The organism is Shewanella surugensis, assembly GCF_023284005.1.
Classification (GTDB): Bacteria; Pseudomonadota; Gammaproteobacteria; order Enterobacterales; family Shewanellaceae; genus Shewanella; species Shewanella surugensis.
Genome location: NZ_JAKIKS010000029.1, coordinates 19,071 through 43,292, shown reverse-complemented (window position 1 = coordinate 43,292; position 24,222 = coordinate 19,071). Strand labels below are relative to the sequence as shown.

The 24,222-nt window shown below is 41.8% G+C and carries 17 protein-coding genes, 2 tRNA genes and 1 pseudogene; 18 read left to right on the top strand and 2 right to left on the bottom strand.

Annotation, left to right across the window (positions count from 1 at the left end; translation table 11 throughout):
* Positions 1-24 precede the first annotated feature (24 nt).
* From ftsH to rpsO, 13 genes are all read left to right on the top strand, one after another.
* A complete protein-coding gene (gene ftsH, locus L2764_RS09555; protein WP_248939993.1) occupies positions 25-2,028 on the top strand; it encodes an ATP-dependent zinc metalloprotease FtsH in 2,004 nt (667 codons plus the stop codon).
* Positions 2,029-2,142: 114 nt separating this feature from the next.
* On the top strand, positions 2,143-2,988 hold the full coding sequence (gene folP / locus L2764_RS09550) for a dihydropteroate synthase (RefSeq protein WP_248939992.1): 846 nt from the start codon (positions 2,143-2,145) through the stop codon (positions 2,986-2,988).
* Between the two features lie 136 nt (positions 2,989-3,124).
* A complete protein-coding gene (glmM, locus tag L2764_RS09545; RefSeq protein ID WP_376708398.1) occupies positions 3,125-4,468 on the top strand; it encodes a phosphoglucosamine mutase in 1,344 nt (447 codons plus the stop codon).
* A gap of 152 nt (positions 4,469-4,620) precedes the next feature.
* The gene (gene tpiA / locus L2764_RS09540) at positions 4,621-5,403 is read left to right on the top strand and encodes a triose-phosphate isomerase (RefSeq protein ID WP_248939991.1); all 783 of its coding nucleotides are present in this window, start codon (positions 4,621-4,623) and stop codon (positions 5,401-5,403) included.
* A 1-nt stretch (position 5,404) separates the two neighbouring features.
* Positions 5,405-5,746 (top strand): preprotein translocase subunit SecG, encoded by a 342-nt coding sequence (secG, locus tag L2764_RS09535; RefSeq protein WP_248939990.1) that lies wholly within the window; start codon positions 5,405-5,407, stop codon positions 5,744-5,746.
* Positions 5,747-5,756: 10 nt separating this feature from the next.
* Positions 5,757-5,843 (top strand) — tRNA-Leu (locus L2764_RS09530).
* Positions 5,844-5,949: 106 nt separating this feature from the next.
* Positions 5,950-6,026 (top strand) — tRNA-Met (locus L2764_RS09525).
* A 166-nt stretch (positions 6,027-6,192) separates the two neighbouring features.
* Positions 6,193-6,648, top strand: coding sequence for a ribosome maturation factor RimP (rimP, locus tag L2764_RS09520; RefSeq protein ID WP_248939989.1), 456 nt, complete (start codon positions 6,193-6,195; stop codon positions 6,646-6,648).
* A 26-nt stretch (positions 6,649-6,674) separates the two neighbouring features.
* Positions 6,675-8,174, top strand: coding sequence for a transcription termination factor NusA (gene nusA, locus L2764_RS09515; protein ID WP_248939988.1), 1,500 nt, complete (start codon positions 6,675-6,677; stop codon positions 8,172-8,174).
* Positions 8,175-8,200: 26 nt separating this feature from the next.
* Positions 8,201-10,912 (top strand): translation initiation factor IF-2, encoded by a 2,712-nt coding sequence (infB, locus tag L2764_RS09510; RefSeq protein ID WP_248939987.1) that lies wholly within the window; start codon positions 8,201-8,203, stop codon positions 10,910-10,912.
* A 107-nt stretch (positions 10,913-11,019) separates the two neighbouring features.
* Entirely contained in the window at positions 11,020-11,430 is a 411-nt protein-coding gene (gene rbfA / locus L2764_RS09505) for a 30S ribosome-binding factor RbfA (protein ID WP_248939986.1), read from the top strand.
* Complete coding sequence (gene truB, locus L2764_RS09500; protein WP_248939985.1) at positions 11,430-12,368, top strand: tRNA pseudouridine(55) synthase TruB; 939 nt, start codon at positions 11,430-11,432, stop codon at positions 12,366-12,368. Before rbfA ends, truB begins: the two co-directional genes overlap by 1 nt.
* A 171-nt stretch (positions 12,369-12,539) precedes the next feature.
* The gene (gene rpsO, locus L2764_RS09495) at positions 12,540-12,809 is read left to right on the top strand and encodes a 30S ribosomal protein S15 (protein WP_248939984.1); all 270 of its coding nucleotides are present in this window, start codon (positions 12,540-12,542) and stop codon (positions 12,807-12,809) included.
* A 75-nt stretch (positions 12,810-12,884) separates the two neighbouring features.
* On the opposite strand, the gene L2764_RS09490 is transcribed toward rpsO, so the two are convergent.
* Positions 12,885-14,906, bottom strand: coding sequence for a bifunctional diguanylate cyclase/phosphodiesterase (locus tag L2764_RS09490; protein ID WP_248939983.1), 2,022 nt, complete (start codon positions 14,904-14,906; stop codon positions 12,885-12,887).
* A 188-nt stretch (positions 14,907-15,094) separates the two neighbouring features.
* On the opposite strand from L2764_RS09490, the gene pnp reads away from it, so the two are divergent.
* Both pnp and nlpI read left to right on the top strand, forming a co-directional pair.
* Positions 15,095-17,197, top strand: a complete 2,103-nt coding sequence (gene pnp, locus L2764_RS09485) for a polyribonucleotide nucleotidyltransferase (protein ID WP_248939982.1) — start codon at positions 15,095-15,097, stop codon at positions 17,195-17,197.
* A gap of 152 nt (positions 17,198-17,349) precedes the next feature.
* The gene (gene nlpI / locus L2764_RS09480) at positions 17,350-18,258 is read left to right on the top strand and encodes a lipoprotein NlpI (protein WP_248939981.1); all 909 of its coding nucleotides are present in this window, start codon (positions 17,350-17,352) and stop codon (positions 18,256-18,258) included.
* Between the two features lie 129 nt (positions 18,259-18,387).
* Here nlpI and L2764_RS09475 read toward each other — a convergent pair.
* Positions 18,388-19,344 (bottom strand): annotated as a pseudogene (locus tag L2764_RS09475) (IS982 family transposase).
* 637 nt (positions 19,345-19,981) lie between these two features.
* On the opposite strand from L2764_RS09475, the gene prfC reads away from it, so the two are divergent.
* From prfC to L2764_RS09460, 3 genes are all read left to right on the top strand, one after another.
* Positions 19,982-21,562, top strand: coding sequence for a peptide chain release factor 3 (gene prfC / locus L2764_RS09470; RefSeq protein WP_248939980.1), 1,581 nt, complete (start codon positions 19,982-19,984; stop codon positions 21,560-21,562).
* A gap of 110 nt (positions 21,563-21,672) precedes the next feature.
* Positions 21,673-22,458, top strand: coding sequence for a TatD family hydrolase (locus L2764_RS09465; RefSeq protein ID WP_248939979.1), 786 nt, complete (start codon positions 21,673-21,675; stop codon positions 22,456-22,458).
* A gap of 174 nt (positions 22,459-22,632) precedes the next feature.
* A complete protein-coding gene (locus L2764_RS09460) occupies positions 22,633-23,892 on the top strand; it encodes a NupC/NupG family nucleoside CNT transporter (protein ID WP_248939978.1) in 1,260 nt (419 codons plus the stop codon).
* Positions 23,893-24,222 lie beyond the last annotated feature (330 nt).

Sequence of the window (24,222 nt, the reverse complement as noted above, 5' to 3'; positions counted from 1 at the left end):
ACGTTAGTAACCGAAAGACTGAAAATGAGGTCTAGTAATTTGAGTGATATGGCAAAAAATTTAATTCTCTGGGTTGTTATCGCTGTGGTGTTGATATCAGTCTTCCAGGGCTATTCCCCCTCTTCTTCTTCGACGCAGAAGATGGATTATTCCACTTTCTTAGACGATGTACGTACTGGGCAGATAGGAGCAGTTCAAATACAGAGTGATCAACGGACTATCGATGGAACCAAAACCAATGGTGATAAGTTTACCACTATTATGCCAATTTATGATCAAGATTTGATTAATGATCTTGACCGTAAAGGCGTAAAAATGGAAGGGCAAGAGGCCGAGAAATCAGGCTTTCTAACTCAAATATTCATTTCGTGGTTCCCGATGTTATTGCTGATCGGGGTATGGATTTTCTTCATGCGTCATATGCAAGGCGGAGGGGGGAAAGGCGCGATGTCATTTGGTAAGAGTAAAGCCAAATTGATAGGCGAGGAACAAATTAAAACCACGTTTGCTGACGTTGCCGGTTGTGATGAAGCTAAAGAAGATGTGAAAGAACTGGTTGATTATTTAAAAGAGCCTACGCGTTTTCAGAAGCTTGGTGGTCGTATTCCTACGGGGGTGCTGTTAGTCGGCCCACCTGGTACGGGTAAAACCTTGCTAGCAAAAGCGATTGCTGGTGAAGCGAAAGTGCCATTCTTTACGATTTCTGGTTCTGATTTTGTTGAAATGTTTGTGGGTGTCGGTGCATCGCGTGTACGTGACATGTTCGAACAAGCCAAAAAATCATCACCTTGTATCATCTTTATTGATGAAATCGATGCCGTGGGTCGCCAACGCGGCGCAGGCGTCGGTGGTGGGCATGATGAGCGTGAGCAAACATTGAACCAATTGTTGGTTGAAATGGATGGTTTCGAAGGCAATGAAGGTGTCATCGTCATTGCAGCAACCAACCGTCCTGATGTATTGGATTCAGCATTGTTACGTCCGGGTCGTTTCGACCGTCAAGTCGTTGTTGGCTTACCGGATGTGCGTGGCCGTGAGCAAATCTTGAAAGTGCACATGCGTAAAGTGCCTTTAGGTGATGGCGTAAAAGCGAGTGTGATTGCGCGGGGTACGCCTGGATTTTCGGGGGCGGATTTAGCCAACCTTGTTAATGAGGCTGCACTCTTTGCTGCACGTGGTAATCGCCGTATCGTCGGCATGGAAGAGTTTGAAAGTGCAAAAGATAAAATCATGATGGGCGCCGAGCGCCGCACTATGGTGATGTCTGAAGAAGAAAAAGAAATGACGGCTTATCATGAAGCGGGTCATGCCCTTGTGGGGTGTTTAGTACCCGAGCACGATCCTGTGCATAAAGTGACTATTATTCCACGTGGTCGTGCATTAGGGGTGACTTTCTTCTTACCCGAAGCCGATCAAATCAGCCAAAGTAGACGTAAACTAGAGAGCCAAATTTCAGTGGCTTATGGTGGACGTCTTGCCGAAGAGATTATTTATGGTAGTGAGAAAGTGTCTACTGGCGCCTCTCAAGACATTAAATATGCGACTTCTATTGCGCGTAATATGGTGACGCAATGGGGCTTTTCTGAAAAGTTAGGGCCAGTACTTTACGCTGAAGATGAAAATGAAGTGTTCTTAGGCCGTAGTATGGGTAAAACCCAACATATGTCAGATGAGACTGCCAGTCTTATTGATGCTGAAGTGAAGCTGATCATTGAAAATAACTATGGCAGAGCGAGTCGATTCTTAAATGAGAATATGGACATATTACATGCGATGAAAGATGCGTTAATGAAATATGAAACCATTGATTCGGATCAAATTAGCGATCTCATGGAAAGGCGCGAAGTACGTAAGCCTGCTGAATGGCAAAGAGATGAAGACAACGCGAAAGAGAATGGGGAGAGTGATGCTGATAACGATGCAGAGCCAGTACCAACGCAAACTGTTGAGCCAACCGATACAGATGAAACATCTTCAGATGTGAAACCTGATGATAAAGGTGATACTCAAGAGTCGCCTGTTAAATAAGCTTTTTGTAAGTGAAAGAAAACCCCTTTATGGGGTTTTCTTGTTTATACCGAAGAAACATTAACGGCTTTGTAGATAACATTTCAATATGCTTGGGTATGGAGTGATGGTGTGGTGTTTGAATTAAAAAATAAGCAAAAAATACTCAGCTTAACGTCTCCTTTAGTGATGGGGATTGTTAATGTGACTCCTGATTCTTTTTCTGATGGAGGGGCTTATTCTCAGTTTGACAATGCGTGTCAGCAGGCTGATAAATTAATCACTGAAGGTGCCAGTATTATTGATATCGGCGGAGAGTCTACCCGTCCCGGTGCTGATGTCGTGAGCGCGCAAGAAGAACTAGCTCGCGTGATCCCGCTTATTGAGTATATTAGTCGTAAATATAAATCGGTATGGATTTCTATTGATACCAGTAAGCCTGAAGTGATGGAAAGAGCCGTTGCCGCAGGCGCGGATTTAATTAATGATGTACGTGGGCTTCAAGCGCCCAATGCACTTGAGATGGCGGCGAGTTTACAGATCCCTGTGTGTTTGATGCATATGCAGGGGGAGCCTAAAAATATGCAGGCATCACCGCAATATCAAGATGTGATCCAGGCAGTAAAAGATTTTTTTCAACAAAGAATTCAAGCTTGTATTGAAGCAGGGATTAAGCGTGAGCATATTATTCTTGATCCGGGATTTGGTTTTGGTAAAAGCTTAGGGCATAATTTTGAGCTATTGGGGCGATTATCGGAATTTAATGTATTTCAATTGCCCTTATTAATTGGCTTGTCACGTAAGAGCATGTTTGGTCATTTACTTGATCGGGATGTATCACAACGGTTGCCTGCAAGCTTAGCGGGAAACATACTCGCTGTTCAAGCGGGTGCACATATTTTACGGGTTCACGATGTATTAGAAACCCAAGATGTTTTAAAAGTATTGAATGAAACGAAACGGTTTGAAGTGTTAGAATAATCACCTCGAGCTGATTACAGTCAGCCATTTTATTTTTGGCGTATGCGATATTCAAACGAGCTGAATAGGCAACATCTAGCTTAGTGATATCAATCATTGGCATATAAAAGGATGGGTTTAGTGATTGAACCCTTTAATGGAGCGTAAAGTGAGAAAATTTTTTGGTACGGATGGTATTCGTGGCAAGGTAGGCGCTGGAAAAATGACGCCTGAATTAGCGTTGAAATTAGGCTGGGCGGCAGGTCGAGTGCTGTCCCGTGCGGGCACAAAAAAAGTAATTATAGGTAAAGATACACGTATTTCGGGTTATTTGTTTGAGTCTGCAATGGAAGCGGGTTTAAGTGCTGCCGGACTTAATGTGATGTTAGTCGGACCGATGCCAACGCCTGCAATTGCCTATTTAACGCGTACTTTTCGAGCTGAAGCGGGGGTGGTGATCAGTGCCTCCCACAATCCTTATTATGATAATGGGATTAAATTCTTTTCAAATGATGGTAGCAAACTTGATGATGCGGTAGAGCTGGCGATTGAAGCTGAGCTTGAAAAGCCGCTTGTTTGCGTTGAGTCGCATTTACTGGGCAAGGTGTCCCGTATCGATGATGCCGCCGGACGCTATATTGAATATTGTAAAAGTCACTTCCCTGCTGATCAAACTCTCGAAGGGCTAAAAATTGTTGTCGATTGCGCCCATGGTGCGACCTATCATATTGCCCCTAATGTGTTTAGAGAATTAGGGGCTGAAGTGATAGCGATTGGCGATAAGCCTGATGGACTCAATATCAATCATGAAGTTGGCGCGACATCCATGGGGAAAATCTGTGAAACGGTGATCGCAGAACATGCTGACTTAGGGATTGCCATTGATGGTGATGGCGATCGTATCATGATGGTTGACAGGCAAGGCCGTGTGATCGATGGTGATGAAATTCTTTATATTTTAGCGAGCGACGCAAAATCTCGGGGGGTGTTACGCGGCGGTGTTGTCGGTACCTTAATGTCTAATTTAGGCTTAGAGTTGGCTCTTAAAGACTTAGGCATTCCTTTTGCGCGCTCCAAAGTGGGCGACCGCTATGTTATGGAACTACTAAAAGAACATGATTGGCGCATTGGCGGAGAGAATTCGGGTCATATTTTGAATTTAGATCATGGCACTACGGGTGATGGTATTGTTGCTGGTATCCTCGTGTTGGCTGCGATGCAACGCAGTGGTCAGAGTCTTGAATCATTGACTGCTAAAATGAGTATGTTGCCACAAGTACTTGTTAATGTTCGTTTTGAAGGGGGTAGTGATCCTTTATCATCGCATCAAGTCTTAGCGGCTAAAGAAGCGGTTGAAACACAGTTAGGTGCTCGAGGTCGAGTATTATTGAGAAAATCGGGTACGGAGCCTTTATTGCGCGTGATGGTCGAAGGAGATGAAAAGGGTAAAGTGACCGAACATGCTCATTTTATTGCCGAAGCGGTGAGAAACTTAGTGTAACTCGATTCTTATCTGATGGCGTGAAGCGATGTTGAGCATGTTCAGCATGAAAAGTAGCCGTATGAACCAATTTAAGAAAAAATAATGCTTTTAGCTATTGTAACTTAACTGGGGGTTCGCTATTATTCACGCCGCTTTCAGAGGAGATGATGATGACACAAAGACGTCCGATGGTTGCGGGTAATTGGAAGATGAATGGTGACGCAAAGCTGGCAAAAGCTTTGTTTGTTGAATTCAATACGACATTATCTGGGCATAGTCCTGAAGTGGTATTGTGCCCGCCGGCTACTTACCTTGAAAGTGTAAAGCATGAATTTGAGCAATCCGCTTTGAGCTTTAAACAGAGTGTGATTAAGTTAGGCGCACAGTCCGTTAGTGAACACGACGTGGGTGCTTATACTGGTGAAATATCAGCTTCAATGTTAAAAGATTTAGGATGTCAATATGTCATTATTGGCCATTCCGAAAGACGCAGTTTGTATGGTGAAACGAGTCATACCATTGCCGAAAAATTTGCAGCGGCTAAAAAACAGAATTTGACCCCCATACTGTGTATCGGTGAGTCATCTTCAGAGCGAGAAGCAAATAAAACATTCAAAGTCATTGGCGATGAACTTAACACTATTATCGAAAGAAATGGTATTAATGCTTTTGACAATGCCGTTATCGCTTATGAGCCCCTTTGGGCAATCGGCAGCGGTAACAGTGCTACGCCTGAGCAGGCTCAAGAAGTACATGCGTTTATACGCAAGCGTCTGCTAGAAGTATCTCCATTAGTTGGAGAGAACATTAGGATATTGTACGGTGGTAGCGTAACACCGAGTAACGCAGCAGATTTATTTGCTCAACCTGATGTAGACGGTGGTTTAATTGGTGGTGTAAGCCTTAAACCTACTGATTTTCTCAGTTTATGTACAATAGCGATGAGCGTGTGATATGTATGAAGTTTTAATGGTAATTTACTTGTTGGTAGCATTGGGGCTCGTTGGCCTAATTCTCATCCAGCAAGGTAAAGGTGCAGATATGGGGGCCTCTTTTGGCGCCGGTGCTTCTGCCACTTTGTTCGGGTCATCAGGTTCTGGTAACTTTTTAACTCGTTCAACCGCAGTGTTAGCCATAGCATTTTTTGCTCTTAGTTTAACGATTGGTAACTTAAGTGCTAATCATACGAAGGCAGACGATAAGTGGAATGATTTAGGTAAAGATGTTGCGCCGGCTAAAGAGCAAGTGCAGCAGAAAACCGAAACATCAGAGAATAATACAAATATTCCTGATTAAACCAGGTGTCGCCGAGATGGCGAAATTGGTAGACGCGCAGCCTTGAGGTGGCTGTGACTTAACGGTCGTGCGGGTTCAAGTCCCGCTCTCGGCACCAAAGTTCGGATTTTATTGGTAATAAAATCGAAATTTAATAAAGTGAAAAAGAATTGAGCTTTATTATTGCAAGTATCAATGTTTATCAATATACTTGCATCAGTTAACGCGGGGTGGAGCAGTTTGGTAGCTCGTCGGGCTCATAACCCGAAGGTCGTCGGTTCAAATCCGGCCCCCGCAACCAGTTTAAGTGATGATAGAAAGCCTTAATATCACTTAAACTGTTACAGGTGTTATACATGTTAACCTCGTCATTACGGGGTTTTTTGTTATCTGTGACTTATCAAATTGCCGCATTCGTGGGGTTGTACTGGGGCTTTTAGCCCTTTTTTGTTTTTCTGGGGGTAACCTTGGCTACATTAGAACACAAACTGGAACAGATGCTTACAGCACCAGTTGAAGCTTTGGGGCATCAGCTTTGGGGCGTAGAATATATTCAAGCAGGTAAGCATTCCATCGTGCGCCTTTATATAGACAATGAAAAAGGTATATTTGTTGATGACTGTGCAAATGTCAGTCGTCAAGTGAGTGCTGTATTAGACGTAGAAGATCCAATATCAACAGAGTACACATTAGAAGTTTCTTCTCCTGGAGTGGATAGGCCTTTGTTTAATGCAAAGCAATATGAGGCTTATTTAGGAGAGACAGTCAAAGTACAATTGACCATGCCTGTGGCTGGCAGTCGTAATTTAAAAGGCACCATTACTGGAATTGAAGGTCAAATGCTTTCTCTGATGGTAGAGGGTAACGAACTGATAGTTGCTTTGGATAATATCCGTAAAGGCAATCTAATCGTTAAGTTTTGATGGATTCAGGTGAACGAGGCAAGAGGATGAATAAAGAAATTCTGCTAGTCGCTGAGGCGGTTTCAAATGAAAAGGGTGTTCCTCGCGAAAAGATTTTTGAAGCGTTGGAAATAGCACTTGCCACAGCAACTAAGAAAAAATATGAAGGCGATATCGAAGTGCGTGTCGCGATTGACCGTAAAACGGGTGGATATGAAACATTCCGTCGTTGGATGGTTGTTGATGATCAGGGTGAAGCATTAGAAAATCCCTTTCGTGAAATCACAATAGACGCGGCGCAATTCGAAGAGCCTGGTATAGAATTGGGTGCTTATATTGAAGATGAAATTGATTCTGTTGCTTTTGACCGCATAACAACGCAAACCGCGAAACAAGTTATCGTACAAAAAGTACGTGAAGCTGAGCGCGCACAAGTGGTGGACCAATTCCGCGATAAGGAGGGTGAGCTTGTCGTTGGTGTGGTTAAAAAAAGTAATCGTGAAAGCGTGGTTGTTGATTTAGGCAGCAATGCTGATGGTGTACTTTTTAAAGAAGACCTGATTTCACGTGAATCTTTCCGTCCAGGTGATAGGGTACGTGCATTATTGTATTCTGTTCGTCCAGAGGCGCGCGGTGCACAATTATTTTTAACGCGCACTAAGCCAGAAATGCTTATTGAGCTATTTCGCGTGGAAGTCCCTGAAATTGCTGATGAGCTGATTGAAATTATGGGTGCGGCTCGTGATGCAGGATCTCGCGCTAAAATTGCAGTAAAATCGAACGACCGTCGCATCGATCCTATCGGAGCGTGTGTGGGTATGCGTGGCGCACGTGTACAAGCGGTTTCGAATGAGTTAGGTGGTGAGCGTGTTGATATTATTCTTTGGGATGATAATCCAGCGCAATTTGTGATTAATGCGATGGCGCCTGCCGATGTTGCTTCCATTATTGTCGATGAAGATAATCATTCGATGGATATTGCGGTAGAAGCAGACAGTTTAGCGCAAGCAATTGGTCGTAATGGACAAAATGTTCGTTTAGCGACTCAACTCTCGGGTTGGGTGTTAAATGTAATGACCGTTGATGACATGAAAGCGAAACATCAAGCTGAAAGTGCAAAAATCATTAATTTATTTGTGACTGCACTGGAGATTGATGAGGATTTTGCTCAAGTGTTAGCAGATGAAGGGTTTACTTCTTTAGAAGAGATCACTTATGTGCCTGTGGGCGAGTTGTTAGAAATAGAAGGGTTTGATGAGGATATCGTCGAATCGTTGAGAGAGCGCGCTAAAGCGGCGATCTCAACGCGCGCTCTTGCAACCGAAGAAGCATTGGATGGTGTTCAACCAAGTGAAGATTTATTGGCACTTGAAGGTTTAGAGAGACATTTGGCATTCGTAATGGCGAGTATAGGTGTTGTTACGCTTGAAGATTTAGCCGAACAAGGCATTGATGATTTGATCGAAATTGAAGAATTGACAGAAGAAAAAGCAGGTGAGCTGATTATGGCTGCCCGTAATATCTGTTGGTTTGGCGACGATGCATAAGTCGATCAACAGAGGGGAGTTTACAGATGGCAGATATGACAGTAGAGAAGCTAGCTAATGAAGTAGGAAAAAGTACTGATCGACTTGTTGAGCAGTTTTCTGAGGTTGGTATTAGCAAAGTACACACGGACACTGTTTCTGAAGCAGAAAAACAGCAGTTGCTGGATTTTTTGAAAAAGCAACATGGTGGTGATACGACCCCCACGAAAATGACATTACAACGTAAATCAGTATCAACGTTGAGTGTTGCCGGAAGTGGTGGTCAATCTAAAGACGTGAAAGTTGAGGTGCGTAAGAAGCGCACTTTTGTTAAGCGTGATGAAGCGACGGTTAAAGCCGAAGAAGACGCTAAATTAGCGGCTGAAGCGCAAGCTGCGGCGAAAGTGAAGGCTGATGAAGCCGCCGCCAAAGTGAAAGCGGAAAAAGAACAAGTAGCGGCTGTAGCGAAGGCTAAGGCTAAAGAAGAAGTCAAAGTCAACTCGGCTAAGCAGGATACAGTGCAAGTACAAAAAAGTGCTGAAGAAACAGCGGAAAAAGTAGAAGCAGATAAGTTGCAAGCAACGAAAGATGCAGTGGCTAAAACAGAAGCAGAAGCGAAAGCATTAGCAGCGACAGAAGAAGCACGTCGTCTTGCTGAAGAGAACGCTAAGCGTTGGGCTGATGAAGAAAAAGCGCGTAAAGAATCAGAGCAAAGTGCTGATCATCACGTGACAACGTCTACAGAAGCGCGTGCGGCTGAGGATACTGCCGATATGAATGCAGAGAAGCGTGGACGTCGTCCTCGTAAACCTGCAACTGGTGCAGCGGCAAATACCAATACCAATACTAATGCCGGTGGTGGAAATAAGCCAAGTGGTAAGAATAAACGCGGTGGAAAAGACAATCGCCGCGACCGTAATTCACGTAACTCACGTAATTCACGCAGTTCAATGCGTAATGCACCTGAAGCGATGGATCACGCATTCACTAAACCTGTTGCTGTTGTCAAAACGGATATTAGCATTGGTGAAACGGTTTCTGTTTCAGAATTAGCCTCAAAAATGTCAATTAAAGCCACTGAAATCATTAAACAAATGATGAAAATGGGCTCTATGGTGACAATCAACCAAGTATTGGATCAAGAAACGGCGCAACTTATCGCTGAAGAAATGGGCCATAAAGTGATCTTAACCCGTGAAAACGAGTTAGAACATCAAGTGCTTGCTGATCGTGATGCAAATATTAAAGCTGAAACTCGTGCACCCGTTGTGACCATTATGGGCCACGTCGATCATGGTAAAACATCACTTCTAGATTACATTCGCCGAGCTAAAGTTGCTTCTGGTGAAGCCGGTGGCATTACGCAGCACATTGGTGCATACCATGTCGAAACTGATAATGGCATGATTACGTTCCTTGATACACCGGGTCACGCAGCCTTTACTGCTATGCGTGCACGTGGTGCCAAAGCGACTGATATTGTTATTCTTGTTGTGGCAGCAGATGATGGCGTTATGCCACAAACTATTGAAGCTATCCAGCATGCTAAAGCCGGTGGTGTTCCGTTAATTGTTGCTGTTAACAAGATGGATAAAGAAGGCGCGGATATCGACCGTGTTAAAACAGAATTGGCGCAACATGAAGTGATGTCTGAAGAATGGGGCGGAGACAACATGTTTGCCTACGTTTCAGCGAAGACAGGTGCTGGTGTTGATGAGTTACTGGAAGGTATCTTATTGCAATCTGAAATAATGGAGTTGTCTGCGATTAAAGAAGGCATGGCTGCAGGTGTGGTTATTGAGTCTAAACTCGATAAAGGCCGTGGCCCTGTTGCAACCGTACTGGTACAAGAAGGTACCTTAAACCAAGGCGATATCGTTCTTTGTGGGTTAGAGTACGGTAAAGTTCGTGCCATGCGCGATGAAAACGGTAAAGCTATCACAACGGCTGGTCCTTCAATTCCGGTTGAAATTCTTGGTTTATCAGGTGTTCCATCTGCGGGTGATGAAGCAACTGTCGTGCGTGATGAGCGTAAGGCGCGTGAAGTTGCACTTTATCGTCAAGGTAAATTCCGTGATGTAAAACTGGCACGTCAGCAGAAATCGAAGCTTGAAAACATGTTTGCCAATATGGTCGAAGGTGAAGTTCAAGAACTTAACCTTGTGCTAAAAGCTGATGTTCAAGGTTCATTAGAAGCCATTTCGGAGTCATTGAATAAATTGTCTACAGACGAAGTTAAAGTGAATATCATTGCTCGTGGTGTCGGTGGATTGACTGAAACTGATGCGACATTAGCAGCGGCTTCTAACGCGATTATGGTCGGCTTTAATGTTCGTGCTGATGCACAAGCCCGTAAAGTTGTTGATAGAGAAAGTGTTGATTTACGTTATTACAGCGTGATCTATAGCTTAATTGACGAAGTGAGATCAGCAATGGGTGGCATGTTGTCACCAGAATTTAGGCAAGAAATTATTGGTCTTGCTGAAGTTCGTGACGTGTTTAAGTCACCTAAGATTGGTGCAATCGCAGGTTGTATGGTTACTGAAGGCTTAATTAAGCGCAGCGCACCTATTCGCGTTTTACGTGAAAATGTGGTGATCTACGAAGGTGAGCTTGAATCATTACGTCGTTTTAAAGACGATGTGAGTGATGTTCGTAATGGTATGGAATGTGGTATCGGTGTTAAGAACTACAATGACGTCAGAGTTGGCGATCAAATTGAAGTTTTCGAAACTGTTGAAATAGCACGTACTTTATAAGATTAATCAATGAAAGAAGGGCGGCGTTAGCCGCCTTCTTTATACCAATCCGCTTTGAGAGGTGCTCACCTTTCAAAGCGGATTGGTATTATTATGGCGAATATATTATGGCAAGAGAATTTAGTCGTACCCGTCGAATCGCACAACAATTACAACAAGAATTAGCGCAAGTGCTACAAAGGGATATGAAAGATCCCCGTATTGGCATGGTGACCGTTAATGATGTAGATGTGTCACGCGATTTAAGTTATGCAAAAGTGTATGTGACCTTCTTTGAAGAAGATGAGAAGCGCGTACAAGAGAAGTTAGCGGCATTGGAAACGGCAGCAGGCTATGTGCGTTCACTGGTTGCGGGTCGCATGAAACTACGTGTGATGCCTGAGTTAAGATTTATCTATGATGCTTCATTAGTGGAAGGCATGCGCATGTCTAATCTTGTGAGCCGCGTGATCAGTGATGATGAAGCAAAGCAACAGAAACAAGCGCCAGACAGTGATAAAGGTGAGGGTGAAGAATAATGGCGCGTCGTTCTCGTGGTCGTTTAATTGATGGCGTATTGCTGTTAGATAAAGATACTGGAATGAGCTCTAATTTTGCGTTGCAAAGAGTGAAGCGATTGTTTGGTGCTGCGAAGGCAGGCCATACAGGGGCATTGGATCCTTTAGCAACGGGTATGCTACCGGTGTGTTTAGGGGAAGCGACTAAGTTTTCACAGCATTTATTGGATGCCGATAAACGTTATTTGGTGACGGCAAAATTAGGTGAGCGTACCGATACAAGCGATTCTGACGGTGAAGTGGTACAAACGCGCCCGATTGATTTTACTCAGGCTCAGTTAGAGACGGCTCTTGAGTACTTTAGGGGCGAGACCATGCAAGTCCCCTCTATGTATTCAGCGTTAAAGTATCAAGGTCAACCGCTGTATAAATATGCCCGTGAAGGCATTGAAGTGCCTAGGCAAGCTCGTCACATTACAGTATTTGAATTAAATTTTGTTTCTCTTGAAGGTGATGAATTAACCTTAGATATTCATTGTTCAAAAGGGACCTATATTCGCACAATTACTGATGATTTGGGTGAAATGCTGGGTTGTGGGGCACATGTTATAATGCTGCGCCGGACACAAGTGGCGGGTTATCCTGCTGAAAACATGATGTCATTAGCAACACTTGAAGCGTTAGTGGCTAAAGCTGACGAACAAGAAATCAAATCCAGTCTTTTACTTGATCCGCTGTTACTACCGATGGATACAGCCGTTAGCAGTTTGCGTGAAATTAATTTACCTGAACTGAGTGCGCCTTATCTTATGCAGGGACAGGCTGTGCAAGCTCTAGGTTTAATCCCTGATGAGTTAGTTCGGATCACCATCGGTGATGAGAGACAGTTTGTGGGTATTGGTTGCATGAATGATGAAGGGCTATTAGCACCGAAGCGATTAGTGGTATTACACGATTAATGTTTGCGTTGTTGATGACGTAAGATAAAAAATACTGCCGATCCTCGGGTATCGCGATTTTTATCGAATATTAGGTTGTGTATTTTGTCATAAATGGCTAAAATAGCGCGCCTGCTTTAGCTGAGTTAGTGATCGGCTAAAGCCTTTTTAGATATTATTTTGGAGATATAAATGTCACTAAGTGTTGAAGCGAAAGCTGAAATCCTAGCTGAATTTGGTCGTTGTGAAAATGACACGGGTTCTTCTGAAGTTCAAGTTGCTTTGTTAACTGCGCAAATCAACCACCTACAAGGTCACTTCAAAGAGCACATCCATGACCATCATTCACGTCGTGGTTTATTACGTATGGTTAATACCCGTCGTAAGCTTCTAGCATACTTAAAGCGTACTGAAAATGTACGTTACCAAGAATTGATCAAGAAGTTAGGTCTACGTCGTTAATAACGACTTTAGATTGAAAAAAGGAAGCAATGCTTCCTTTTTTTGTGCCTGTTTTTTACGCCGAGTAATGATCCGCTACCGAATAGCCCCTTCTTTGATATAGACAGCTTCAAATTCTTCTTGAGATAATGGTTGATTAAAATAAAATCCTTGTCCTGTTTGGCATCCATTTTGTTTTAGCCATTGGAATTGCTCATCATTTTCAATTCCTTCAGCAACGATATGTAATTTTAACTCTCTTCCGAGCATGAGGATTGTTGAGGCTAAGGCGTTATCTTTTGGCAAATCAATGACAAACTCTCGATCAATTTTAAGTGTTGAAATGGGCAGGTGGCGCAAATAAGCTAATGATGAATAACCGGTACCAAAATCATCGAGAGCAATACTGAATCCGGCATTTTTGAGTTGCTGTAATTTATAAATAGCGATATCAATATCATTCATTAATGACGTTTCCGTGACTTCAATTTCAAGCAGATTAGGTGAAATATGATATTTTTCAGAGAAACTTTTGATCTCTTGAAGTAAATTATCGTCTTCAAATTGTTGGGTGGAGACATTGATCGCCATGGGGATTGAACAGTGATAGGTATCTTGCCAATATTTAATGGTCTTACAGGTTTCTTCAATGACCCATCGGCCGATAGGGATGATGATCCCTGTTTCTTCGGCAACTTGAATAAATGAAGTTGGCATGATGACACGATCATTTTTCTTCCAGCGGATAAGGGCTTCACAGCCTATTATTTTGGCTGTTTTGAGATCGAATTTTGGTTGAAAGTATAGTATAAATTCTTTATTTTTTACTGCGTTATGTAGTGCGCCTTCGGTTCTAAGTCTTAATGACGCTCGCTCAGTCATTTGGGGTTTAAAAAAGGCCCACTGATTTGAGCCTGAATCTTTGGCGGTATACATGGCAATATCAGCATGACGAATAAGATCTTCGCCAACTTGACCATCATCGGGATAAATACTGATCCCAATTGAAGCGGCTGGGTGTATGGTGTGCTCATTGAGTTGAAGCGGTTGGTTGAGTTTGGCAATAACCTCACTGACGAAGTCAACTGCGTGTTCGGGGGTTTGTACATCTAGGGCTAGAATAGCAAATTCATCACCACCGATCCGAGCGACGGTGCCATTATTATCGACAGCATCTAAAAGCGCTTTGGCAATACGGGTTAGAAATAAGTCACCGATAGCGTGGCCTAATGAATCATTAATATTTTTGAAGCGATCCAAGTCAATAAATAAGAGGCTGAATTTTTTTTTGTCATTTTTAGATCGTTGAATCGCATTGTCAATATTTTCCAGCATAAGGACACGATTAGGGAGGCCGGTTAATGGATCTCGCGTCGCCATTTTTTTCAATTTATTTTGTGTCTGGCCAAATTGTATTAAGATTTGATTTAATTTCGCAATCACTAAACCTAATTCATCATTGGCATGCTCTGTCGAAGAAGAGAGTAAATGTTGATCAGGCTGTTCGGGATTGATTTTGTCTATATATTCGCTGATTTGTGCAATAGGTTTGGTTAGAAATCGATGAAACACCAGAGATAAGACTAAAGTGAGCAGTAAGGCTCTGGCTAAGGTTGCCCATAAACTTAATTGCAATTGCAAAAATAAATCATGGGTCAATTCTTGAATGTCGAATGAGAAGTAGACGGTACCGATAATGAAATCTTTATCGGTGCGTTGTACATATTCGGGTGGATAAATGGGATGGGATAACTCTTCTAAATCACCAAATAATTTATCACTTAGGCCAACAAAAAATGTCGTGGTGTCAGTTGGATTGCTGGCTGAAACAAATAACTCACCATCGTCGAGTTCAATTCTAGAGGATTTGATATGGGGGACTTTTAAAATACCATTAATGATTTGTTTGGCGAGGGCATCATCCAATACCCAGACAGCATTGGCGATAGGTTCTTCTATCGAGTCGAGTAATTCATTTTGTTCTTGGATAAGTGAACGTCGAGCATCGACGGCAACAAAGATTATCTCTATAAGAAAGATAGCGATAGCAAAAAATAATGCGGTTGATACAACTAGCATCGTTTGTTTCCAAGTTAGCGATTTGAATTGACGTTTCATCTTTTTTGGTCCTTTTCTATATCGCTAAGTCGATATGCATACGATGAATAGCTTCCATTTGTTGTTCATTAATCACTTTAGAGAAAAGTTAAGGCTTTGTCATTTAATCTCTGCTCTTTATCTATCCTGTCAAGATGAAGTATACTAACGCGCGTAATTAAGGTAATTAAATTTAAGGAATGGTTCACGTGAATCCAATCGTAAAGAGTTTTGAATATGGTCAGCATACAGTCACTTTAGAGACTGGGGTTATTGCACGTCAAGCGGACGCTGCTGTTTTGGCAAGTATGGGCGATACCACAGTCTTGGTTGCTGTTGTAGGGAAGAAAGTTGAAGAGCCAGGTCGTGACTTTTTTCCTCTAACCGTTAATTATCAGGAAAGGACGTATGCCGCTGGTAAAATCCCAGGTGGTTTCTTCAAACGTGAAGGGCGTCCTTCTGAAAACGAAACACTGATTGCACGTTTGATTGATCGTCCAATTCGTCCATTATTCCCAAATGGCTTTAAAAATGAAGTTCAAGTGGTGATCACTGTTGTTTCAGTTGATCCTGAAATTAATCCCGATGTTATTTCAATGATTGGTACATCGGCTGCTTTGTCTATTTCAGGTATTCCTTTTAACGGACCACTAGGTGTGGCTCGTGTCGGATATATCAATGGTGAATATGTACTAAACCCTGAGATCAGTCAGCTTAAAGACAGTGATTTAGACCTTGTAGTTGCCGGTACTGAAGGCGCCGTATTGATGGTTGAATCTGAGGCTGCATCCCTACCAGAAGAAGTGATGTTAGGCGGGGTTGTTTATGGCCATGATCAACAGCAAGTTGTTATTAAAGCGATCGGTGAACTAAAAGCTGAAGCAAGTAAGCCTACTTGGGATTGGAAAGCAGCCACTGAAGATCAAGATTTAGTTTCAAAAATTAAAACATTAGCCGAAGCCGAACTAACGGCCGCGTATCAAATTACGGCTAAACATGAGCGTCGTGATGCGGTGAGTGCATTGAAGAAAGCTGCAATCGCTAAATTAGTTGAAGAGAATGCTGATCTTGATCTACGCGAGGCGGATAAGTTACTGAGCAGTTTAGAGAAGAAAGTGGTTCGTAGTCGTATCATCGACGGGAATCCACGTATTGATGGTCGTGAGCCTGATATGGTTCGTGCACTCAGTGTGATGGCAGGTGTATTACCGCGTACTCATGGTAGTTCATTGTTCACTCGTGGTGAAACTCAAGCGCTTGTCACTTGTACTTTAGGCACCGAACGTGATGCACAGAAAGTCGATAGCATCATGGGCGAGTACACTAATCGTTTCATGCTTCATTATAACTTCCCTCCTTATTCTGTTGGTGAAACAGGTATGGTGGGTTCGCCAAAGCGTCGTGAAATTGGTCATGGAAAGCTCGCTTGGCGTGGTATGAATGCGGTTATGCCTTCAGCTGAAGAATTTCCATATAGTATCCGTGTAGTGTCGGAAATTACAGAATCAAATGGTTCTAGTTCAATGGCTTCTGTATGCGGTACTTCTTTAGCGTTGATGGATGCGGGTGTACCAATTAAAGCATCTGTTGCCGGTATTGCTATGGGTCTTGTTAAAGAGGGCGATAATTTTGTTGTTCTTTCTGACATTCTAGGTGATGAAGATCACTTAGGAGACATGGACTTTAAAGTGGCTGGTACCCGTGAGGGTATTACTGCTTTGCAAATGGATATCAAAATTGAAGGTATCACTAAAGATATTATGCAAATTGCATTACAACAAGCTTATGGCGCACGTGTTCATATCTTGAATGTGATGGATCAAGCTATTGGCGAGCATCGTACCGATATATCTGATCATGCACCTCGAATTACTAGTTTCAAAATTAATCCTGAAAAAATTCGTGATGTCATTGGTAAAGGTGGTGCAACCATCCGTGCATTGACTGAAGAAACAGGCACAACGATTGAACTGGAAGATGACGGAACAGTGAAGATTGCTTCTTCTAGTGCAGAGGCGACACAAGAAGCGATTCGTCGTATTGAAGAGATCACAGCTGAAGTTGAAGTCGGCACTGTTTATAAAGGTAAGGTTGTTCGTATTGTTGATTTCGGTGCTTTCGTGACTATCCTTCCAGGTAAAGATGGTTTGGTTCATATTTCTCAAATCGCTGAAGAGCGCGTTGCCAATGTGTCCGATTACTTAGAAGTGGGCCAAGAGGTCAATGTCAAAGTAATGGAAGTGGATCGTCAAGGCCGTGTTAGGTTGTCAATGAAAGAAGCACAACCTAAAGCTGAAGTGCCTGCTGAGTAACCAATAAGTATGTTAAATGATAAGGAGACGTTAGCGTCTCCTTTTTTGTATCTAATATTAATTAATTGGTACTGATATAGATGACTTTCATAGCTCTTGGCTTGAGGGATTGCTATGATTGATGCAATGAGCAAACTAATAAGGTTAAATGGATGAATCAAAAAATGCGAGCTGCTGTTGTTATCGTGATGATGGGGATAGTTTTTGTACTGACAGCATGTGTTTCGACACCAGAGAATTCAGACAGTCAATCAGGAAGGTTATTAGTTGCACCTGTTCATCCTGATTATAAGCTTGAAATTACCTTAGCGAAGTTAAATGAGATCCTTGCTAAAGCCGAGTTATCCAATGAGCAGCGAGCCCGTTTTCATTATGATCGTGGTGTCATTTATGATCGTGTTGGTTTACGGATTTTGGCCCGTATTGATTTCATGCAAGCATTGAAAATACAACCTGAGTTGGCAGATGCTTATAACTTTCTTGGTATTTATGATACCCAAGAGGGGGAGTTTGAAGCGGCATATGAAGCTTTTGATGCAGCCTTAGAGTTAGAACCTAGTTATGACTATGCTTATTTAAATCGAGGTATTGCCCTTTATTATGGCGGTCGAGCTAAACTAGCTACCGATGATATGGAGCTATTTTATGCGGCTGATTTAAAAGATGGTTATCGTGTGCTGTGGCTATATTTGACTGAACGTGAAGTGAATCCAGAAAAAGCGATGACGCGAATGCAGCATAATCGTGCTCATTTAGCGAATAATACTTGGTCCAGTGTACTGGTTGATTATTATTTGGGTAAAATCAGCAAAGAAAAAGTGTTTGCGGCTACTAAAGTTGGGTTAACTTACCCTAATGAATATGCTGAGCGATTATGTGAAGCGTATTTTTATATGGCAAAAATTGCGTTAGCAGATGGAAAAACGATTGATGCTGCTAATTACTTTAGATTAGCATTAGCCACTAATATTTATGATTTTATTGAATATCGTTATTCTCGTTTAGAATTGGCCAAAATTGGTGAGATGCTAAGTCAACAGGCTAAGCAAGCTGCTAAGTAATTTTACCGCTAAAGAGATAGAATCGATTCTATTTGAAAGCGTAAAATAGAGTCGATTAATTCTCCTTTATACTTTTTCAGAGAGACTAATTTTTTATTCTAGTAACTTACTAATTAACCTCAGATCGGTTTAACGCATCACTGCCATCGCGTTGAATTCAGCTGATGTTATATTAAGTTGTGGCTTTCTCTCTTTGAGTTGATAAGCCACTAAACCGCCTATTATATTGAGCATGAAACCATGCACACTTCGGTGTCTAGTATGCTCTATTTGTGAGATGTTTTTTAACTGGTCGTTGATTGTTTCTATGATAAACCGCCTAGATAACATCGCTCTATCCCATAATGATAACGCTTTGGCTTTCATATTTTTACGGACATTATTCACGATGCTCACACCCCGTTCGAGTAACTCACACCCCGTTCGAGTAACTCACACCCCGTTCGAGTAACTCACACCCCGTTCGAGTAACTCACACCCCGTTCGAGTAACTCACTTGCTAATGTAACCTTTATCAGCATAGAGTTTATCCATTGAATTAACGACCATTTCTTTAACTGGCTTAGTATCATGTACATTTGCAGGCGTGATTTTTGCGGCAACGATACCCCCCTGATGATTGACTATGAGGTGAAGTTTAAACCCATAAAACCATCCCATGGTGCCTTTTCCTCGACTCGCTAAGCCTGATAAGGTCTTATGTCTTGGTATTCGTAAATTATGACAGACTTTAATGCTCGTTGAATCAATAAACTCTATCCCTGTTGCCTCACTTTTTAAGGATGAAAAGTAGCTACAGAGCGGTATAACAGCGTTAGGCATGACTTCAAGGAATCGGGTGTAGCTCAGCAAATTGGGGAATTCTGATTTAAAGAAACGCGCTAAATATCCTGTGTAGAAGTTTTTAAAATCATCGATGATGGGAAGTATGGAAGGCAATGATAATCGTCATGATTTCACTCATTGTCATCCTACCAGAACGCTTACGTTTACGCGTCCATCGGTTAGACATTGTTGTTCCCACTGTGGAATAAAAATAATATAAAAATCATCGGCATTACAAAATATATCTACTAACTTATCCATATGCCCTCTGCGTGATTGATTAATCTTGGTCGAAAGTTCTGATCACAAAGAGGGCTATTAGTTCAATTTCTTATCCCGAGTTCAGGTTAATTAATCCATCAATGAGTCTTCTTGATTGCTTTTGACCTCTCACTAAGAATACCCTTTAGGAATCGATTTTAAGTGAGATATCTCTCTCCTTGGGTCGTCTTTCGATTATGGAGCGGTTATATTTTTAGGCTTTGTCGATGCCATGTATTCCAAGTTAACATGCCAGCCAATAATGTCGAGGTCGTTATTAGCAGCGAATATTGATGGTTTTATTGGATGTTGTTATACGCGTTTAGCGTGGACAAAAATGGCTGAAAGGTTAAGTTAATAAGCTGAGCAACTCGCTTAAGCCGTTTTTGCTTGTGGGTCGAAGATGTCATTGATTTTATTTGCGGTAGAATAACAAGTAAAGTCTATTAATCCTCTTTGATTCTAGAGCGTTACTAATAAATGAATCAATGAGTTTTCTTGATTGCTCATCCCTTCTCAGTAAGGACGCCTTGTCGCAATCGATTTTAAGTGAGATATCTCTCTCCTTTGGTAGTCTTTCGATTATGGAGCGGCTATAATTGCGGCCTTTGTGAACTCCATGAATTTCAAGGTTAACATGTCAGCCAATAATGTTGAGGTCGATAAGCGTCGTACATTTGCTATTATCTCTCACCCAGATGCGGGTAAAACTACCATTACAGAGAAAGTCCTTTTATTCGGGAACGCATTACAAAAAGCGGGTACCGTAAAAGGAAAGAAATCGGGTCAGCATGCTAAATCTGATTGGATGGAAATGGAAAAAGATCGTGGGATCTCCATTACCACTTCTGTGATGCAGTTCCCCTATAATGATGCATTAATCAACTTATTGGATACCCCTGGTCATGAAGATTTCTCTGAAGATACCTATCGTACATTAACGGCAGTGGATTCCTGTTTGATGGTTATCGATTCGGCGAAAGGGGTTGAGCAGCGAACCATTAAATTAATGGAAGTCACTCGATTACGTGATACACCTATTGTCACCTTCATGAATAAACTCGATCGAGATATTCGTGATCCTATCGATTTAATGGATGAAGTTGAGTCGGTATTAAATATTGCCTGTGCACCGATCACTTGGCCGATCAGCTCAGGTAAAGAGTTTAAAGGGGTTTATCATTTATTACGCGATGAAGTGATTTTATATCAGAATGGTATGGGTCATACCATTCAAGATTCAATCATTATTAAAGGTTTAGATAACCCCGAATTGGATAAAGCATTAGGCAGCTATGCCGATGAATTACGTGAAGAAATGGAGTTAGTTGCGGGTGCTTCCCATGAGTTTAATTTAGCCGCTTTCTTAAAAGGCGAGTTAACGCCGGTTTTCTTCGGTACTGCGTTAGGTAATTTTGGTGTGGATCATATTCTTGACGGTATCACACAGTGGGCGCCAACGCCCCAAGCGCGTGCAACTGAAATGCGTACGGTTGAGCCCTATGAAGAAAAATTCAGTGGTTTTGTTTTTAAAATTCAAGCCAACATGGATCCCAAGCATAGAGATAGAGTTGCTTTTATGCGTGTTTGCTCAGGTAAGTATGAGCAAGGGATGAAAATGCACCATGTCCGTCTAGGTAAATATGTCAATGTGAGTGATGCATTGACCTTTATGGCGGGCGATCGTAATCGTGCAGAGGTGGCTTATCCTGGTGATATTATTGGTTTACATAACCATGGCACTATCCGGATTGGCGATACTTTTACTCAAAATGAAAAATTACGTTTTACAGGGATCCCTAACTTTGCGCCTGAAATGTTTCGCCGCATTCGCCTGAAAGATCCATTAAAGCAAAAACAGTTACTCAAAGGGTTAGTGCAATTAGCAGAAGAAGGCGCAGTACAGGTCTTTCGCCCACTCGATACCAATGATTTGATTGTCGGCGCTGTGGGCGTACTGCAGTTTGAAGTAGTCGTTGGGCGTTTAAAATCGGAATATAAAGTCGAAGCGATTTATGAAGCGATCAATGTTGCGACCGCCCGTTGGGTGTATTGTCAGGATGAGCGTAAACTCGAAGAGTTTAGACGTAAATGCAGTATCAATTTAGCCTTAGATGGCGGAGATAATTTAGCTTATATTGCGCCGACTATGGTGAACTTGAATCTGTCTATGGAGCGTTATCCTGACATTCAGTTTGCGAAAACCCGAGAAAATTAAATTTTTTTGCTGAAAACATAATTAAAACAGAGCTTTATTGCTCTGTTTTTGTTTCTGTGAGATATGATGATTAAAAGTTTAAAAAATAGTACAGATAAGTGGAGTGATGAATGTCAGCACAATATTCGATAATAGATACCCATGTTCATCTGGATTTTGATGATTTTGATGATCATAGAGCTTACTTATTTAAGCAAATGAGGGCCGGAGGCGTGAATACAGCTGTACTACCTGGGGTTTCACCAGTGAATTGGCAAAAACAAATTCAAATAGCCACTGAGTATGACTGTCTTTTTGCGTTGGGATTTCATCCTTGGTATTTGAGTGATCATATCGGTAAAGATCTCGATGCGTTAAGCCGAATACTTGAAAAAAATAAAAATAATAACAAGTTAGTGGCTTTGGGGGAGTGTGGACTAGACAAACTCTGTCAAACACCTTGGCAAAAGCAGCTAGAGGCTTTTCATGGACAAATAAGCTTAGCGGATCACTATGCTTTACCCTTAATGTTACATGTTGTTAAATCCCATGGTGAGGTGTTGTCTAATCTGAGGTCTTTTAAGCCTAAAAAGGCGGGTGTTATTCATGGTTTTTCTGGCGCGCCAGAGTTGGCGAAGGCCTATTACGCATTAGGCTTTAAAATTGGCATAGGTCCACTTTTATTGAATGCTAATGCAAAAAAGCTGCAAAAAACCGTTAATGAACTTCCGTTGAATGCCTTTGTGATTGAGACCGATCTCAGTCAAGAACCGTCAAAAAAACCGCTTGAAAGTACAAATATTGCGCGTATTTTACATTTAATTATCGATAAAATGGCAAAAATGCATAAAAAATCAGGTGTTCTGGTTTCAAAACAGATGTTAGCCAATTCCATTGAACTTTATAATCTACAGTGAGTTATTGATATATAATGATAAGATATTTTTTGTTTGATGAGAATGTTAATGAAATAAAACGTCAAAAAATCGTTCTAAACAGAGTTTTTCATTTTTTGCTCGGGTATAATCGCTGCTGGAAAAAGGTTGATTAACAACATAATTAAAAAAATGTTAACAATAGGGTGATGGTTAATGAATATACTTATGAGCTTAGTAGGGGTGTTCACCTTACTTTTGATTGGATTTTTGTTATCGAATAACAAAAAAGCAATCAACAAGCGCACTGTCTTTGGTGCGTTAGCAATTCAAGCGGCACTTGGCGGCTTTGTTTTATATGTACCAATGGGTAAAGACATACTGAAAGCTGTGTCTGATAAAGTATCGAATGTAATAGGCTATGCGTCTGACGGTATTGGATTCTTATTTGGTGATTTAGCTCACTTTAAATTAGGTTTCATTTTTGCTGTAAACGTATTACCTGTTATTATTTTCTTCTCTTCTCTTATCGCTGTTCTTTATTATCTCGGCATCATGCAATGGGTTATTCGTATCATTGGTGGTGGGTTACAAAAAGCGCTGGGTACCAGTCGTACTGAATCTATGTCTGCAACGGCGAATATTTTCGTCGGTCAAACTGAAGCGCCTTTAGTTGTACGTCCTTTCATTGCAACCATGACTAACTCTGAGCTATTTGCCATTATGGTGGGTGGTTTGGCTTCTATTGCGGGTTCCGTTTTAGCGGGTTACGCGCAAATGGGGGTACCGATTGAATATTTAGTGGCGGCGTCTTTCATGGCGGCACCGGGTGGTCTATTAATGGCTAAACTGATGCATCCAGAAACCGAAACACCTAAAAATGATATGGATGAGTTACCAGAAGATCCAGATAAGCCTGCAAATGTGATTGATGCAGCGGCGGCAGGAGCCTCTTCGGGTATGCATTTAGCCTTAAACGTGGGCGCAATGTTACTGGCCTTTGTGGGTCTGATCGCCATGCTTAACGGCATCATTGGTGGCGTTGGCGGCTGGTTCGGTATGGAAGGTTTAACCCTTGAGTTGATCTTAGGTTATGTGTTCATGCCATTGGCTTTCTTGATTGGTGTGCCTTGGAACGAAGCGTTGGTTGCTGGTTCATTTATCGGTCAAAAGATCGTTGTTAATGAGTTTGTGGCGTACTTAAATTTCGTACCTTATCTAAAAGATGTTGCTGATGGCGGTATGCTGGTGGCTGAAACAGGCTTGCCGATGACCGCCCGAACGCAAGCGATTATCTCATTTGCACTTTGTGGTTTCGCTAACTTATCTTCTGTGGCAATTATTTTGGGTGGTTTAGGGGCTATGGCACCAAATCGTCGTCATGACTTAGCAAGATTAGGGATCCGTGCGGTTATCGCGGGCTCTCTTTCTAACCTAATGAGTGCGACATTAGCAGGTCTCTTCCTAGCACTCTAATCCATATTGGATTCTAGAATAAGGGAAGGGTATTAATATTGATTCTGTGTTTGATCTTTATCGGTACGCAGAGTCAATATTCATTCAATCGTTTTCCATTTTAACTGTTAACAATATTATATTACTGAGTGTTTTTTTAGGTCATAAAAAGGCAAAGGTTTTAGCATGTGCTTATTTAACATGTTGATACTAAAAGAGCTTGATTTGACAAAAAAAGTGTTTTTTTCTGTAAATAATGTTGTGATCATGATTTATTTAAGTAAAATACAACGCAATAAAATAAGAGCTGACGTTATAAAAATGAGCGGTCTACTTTTATCAATTCGATAG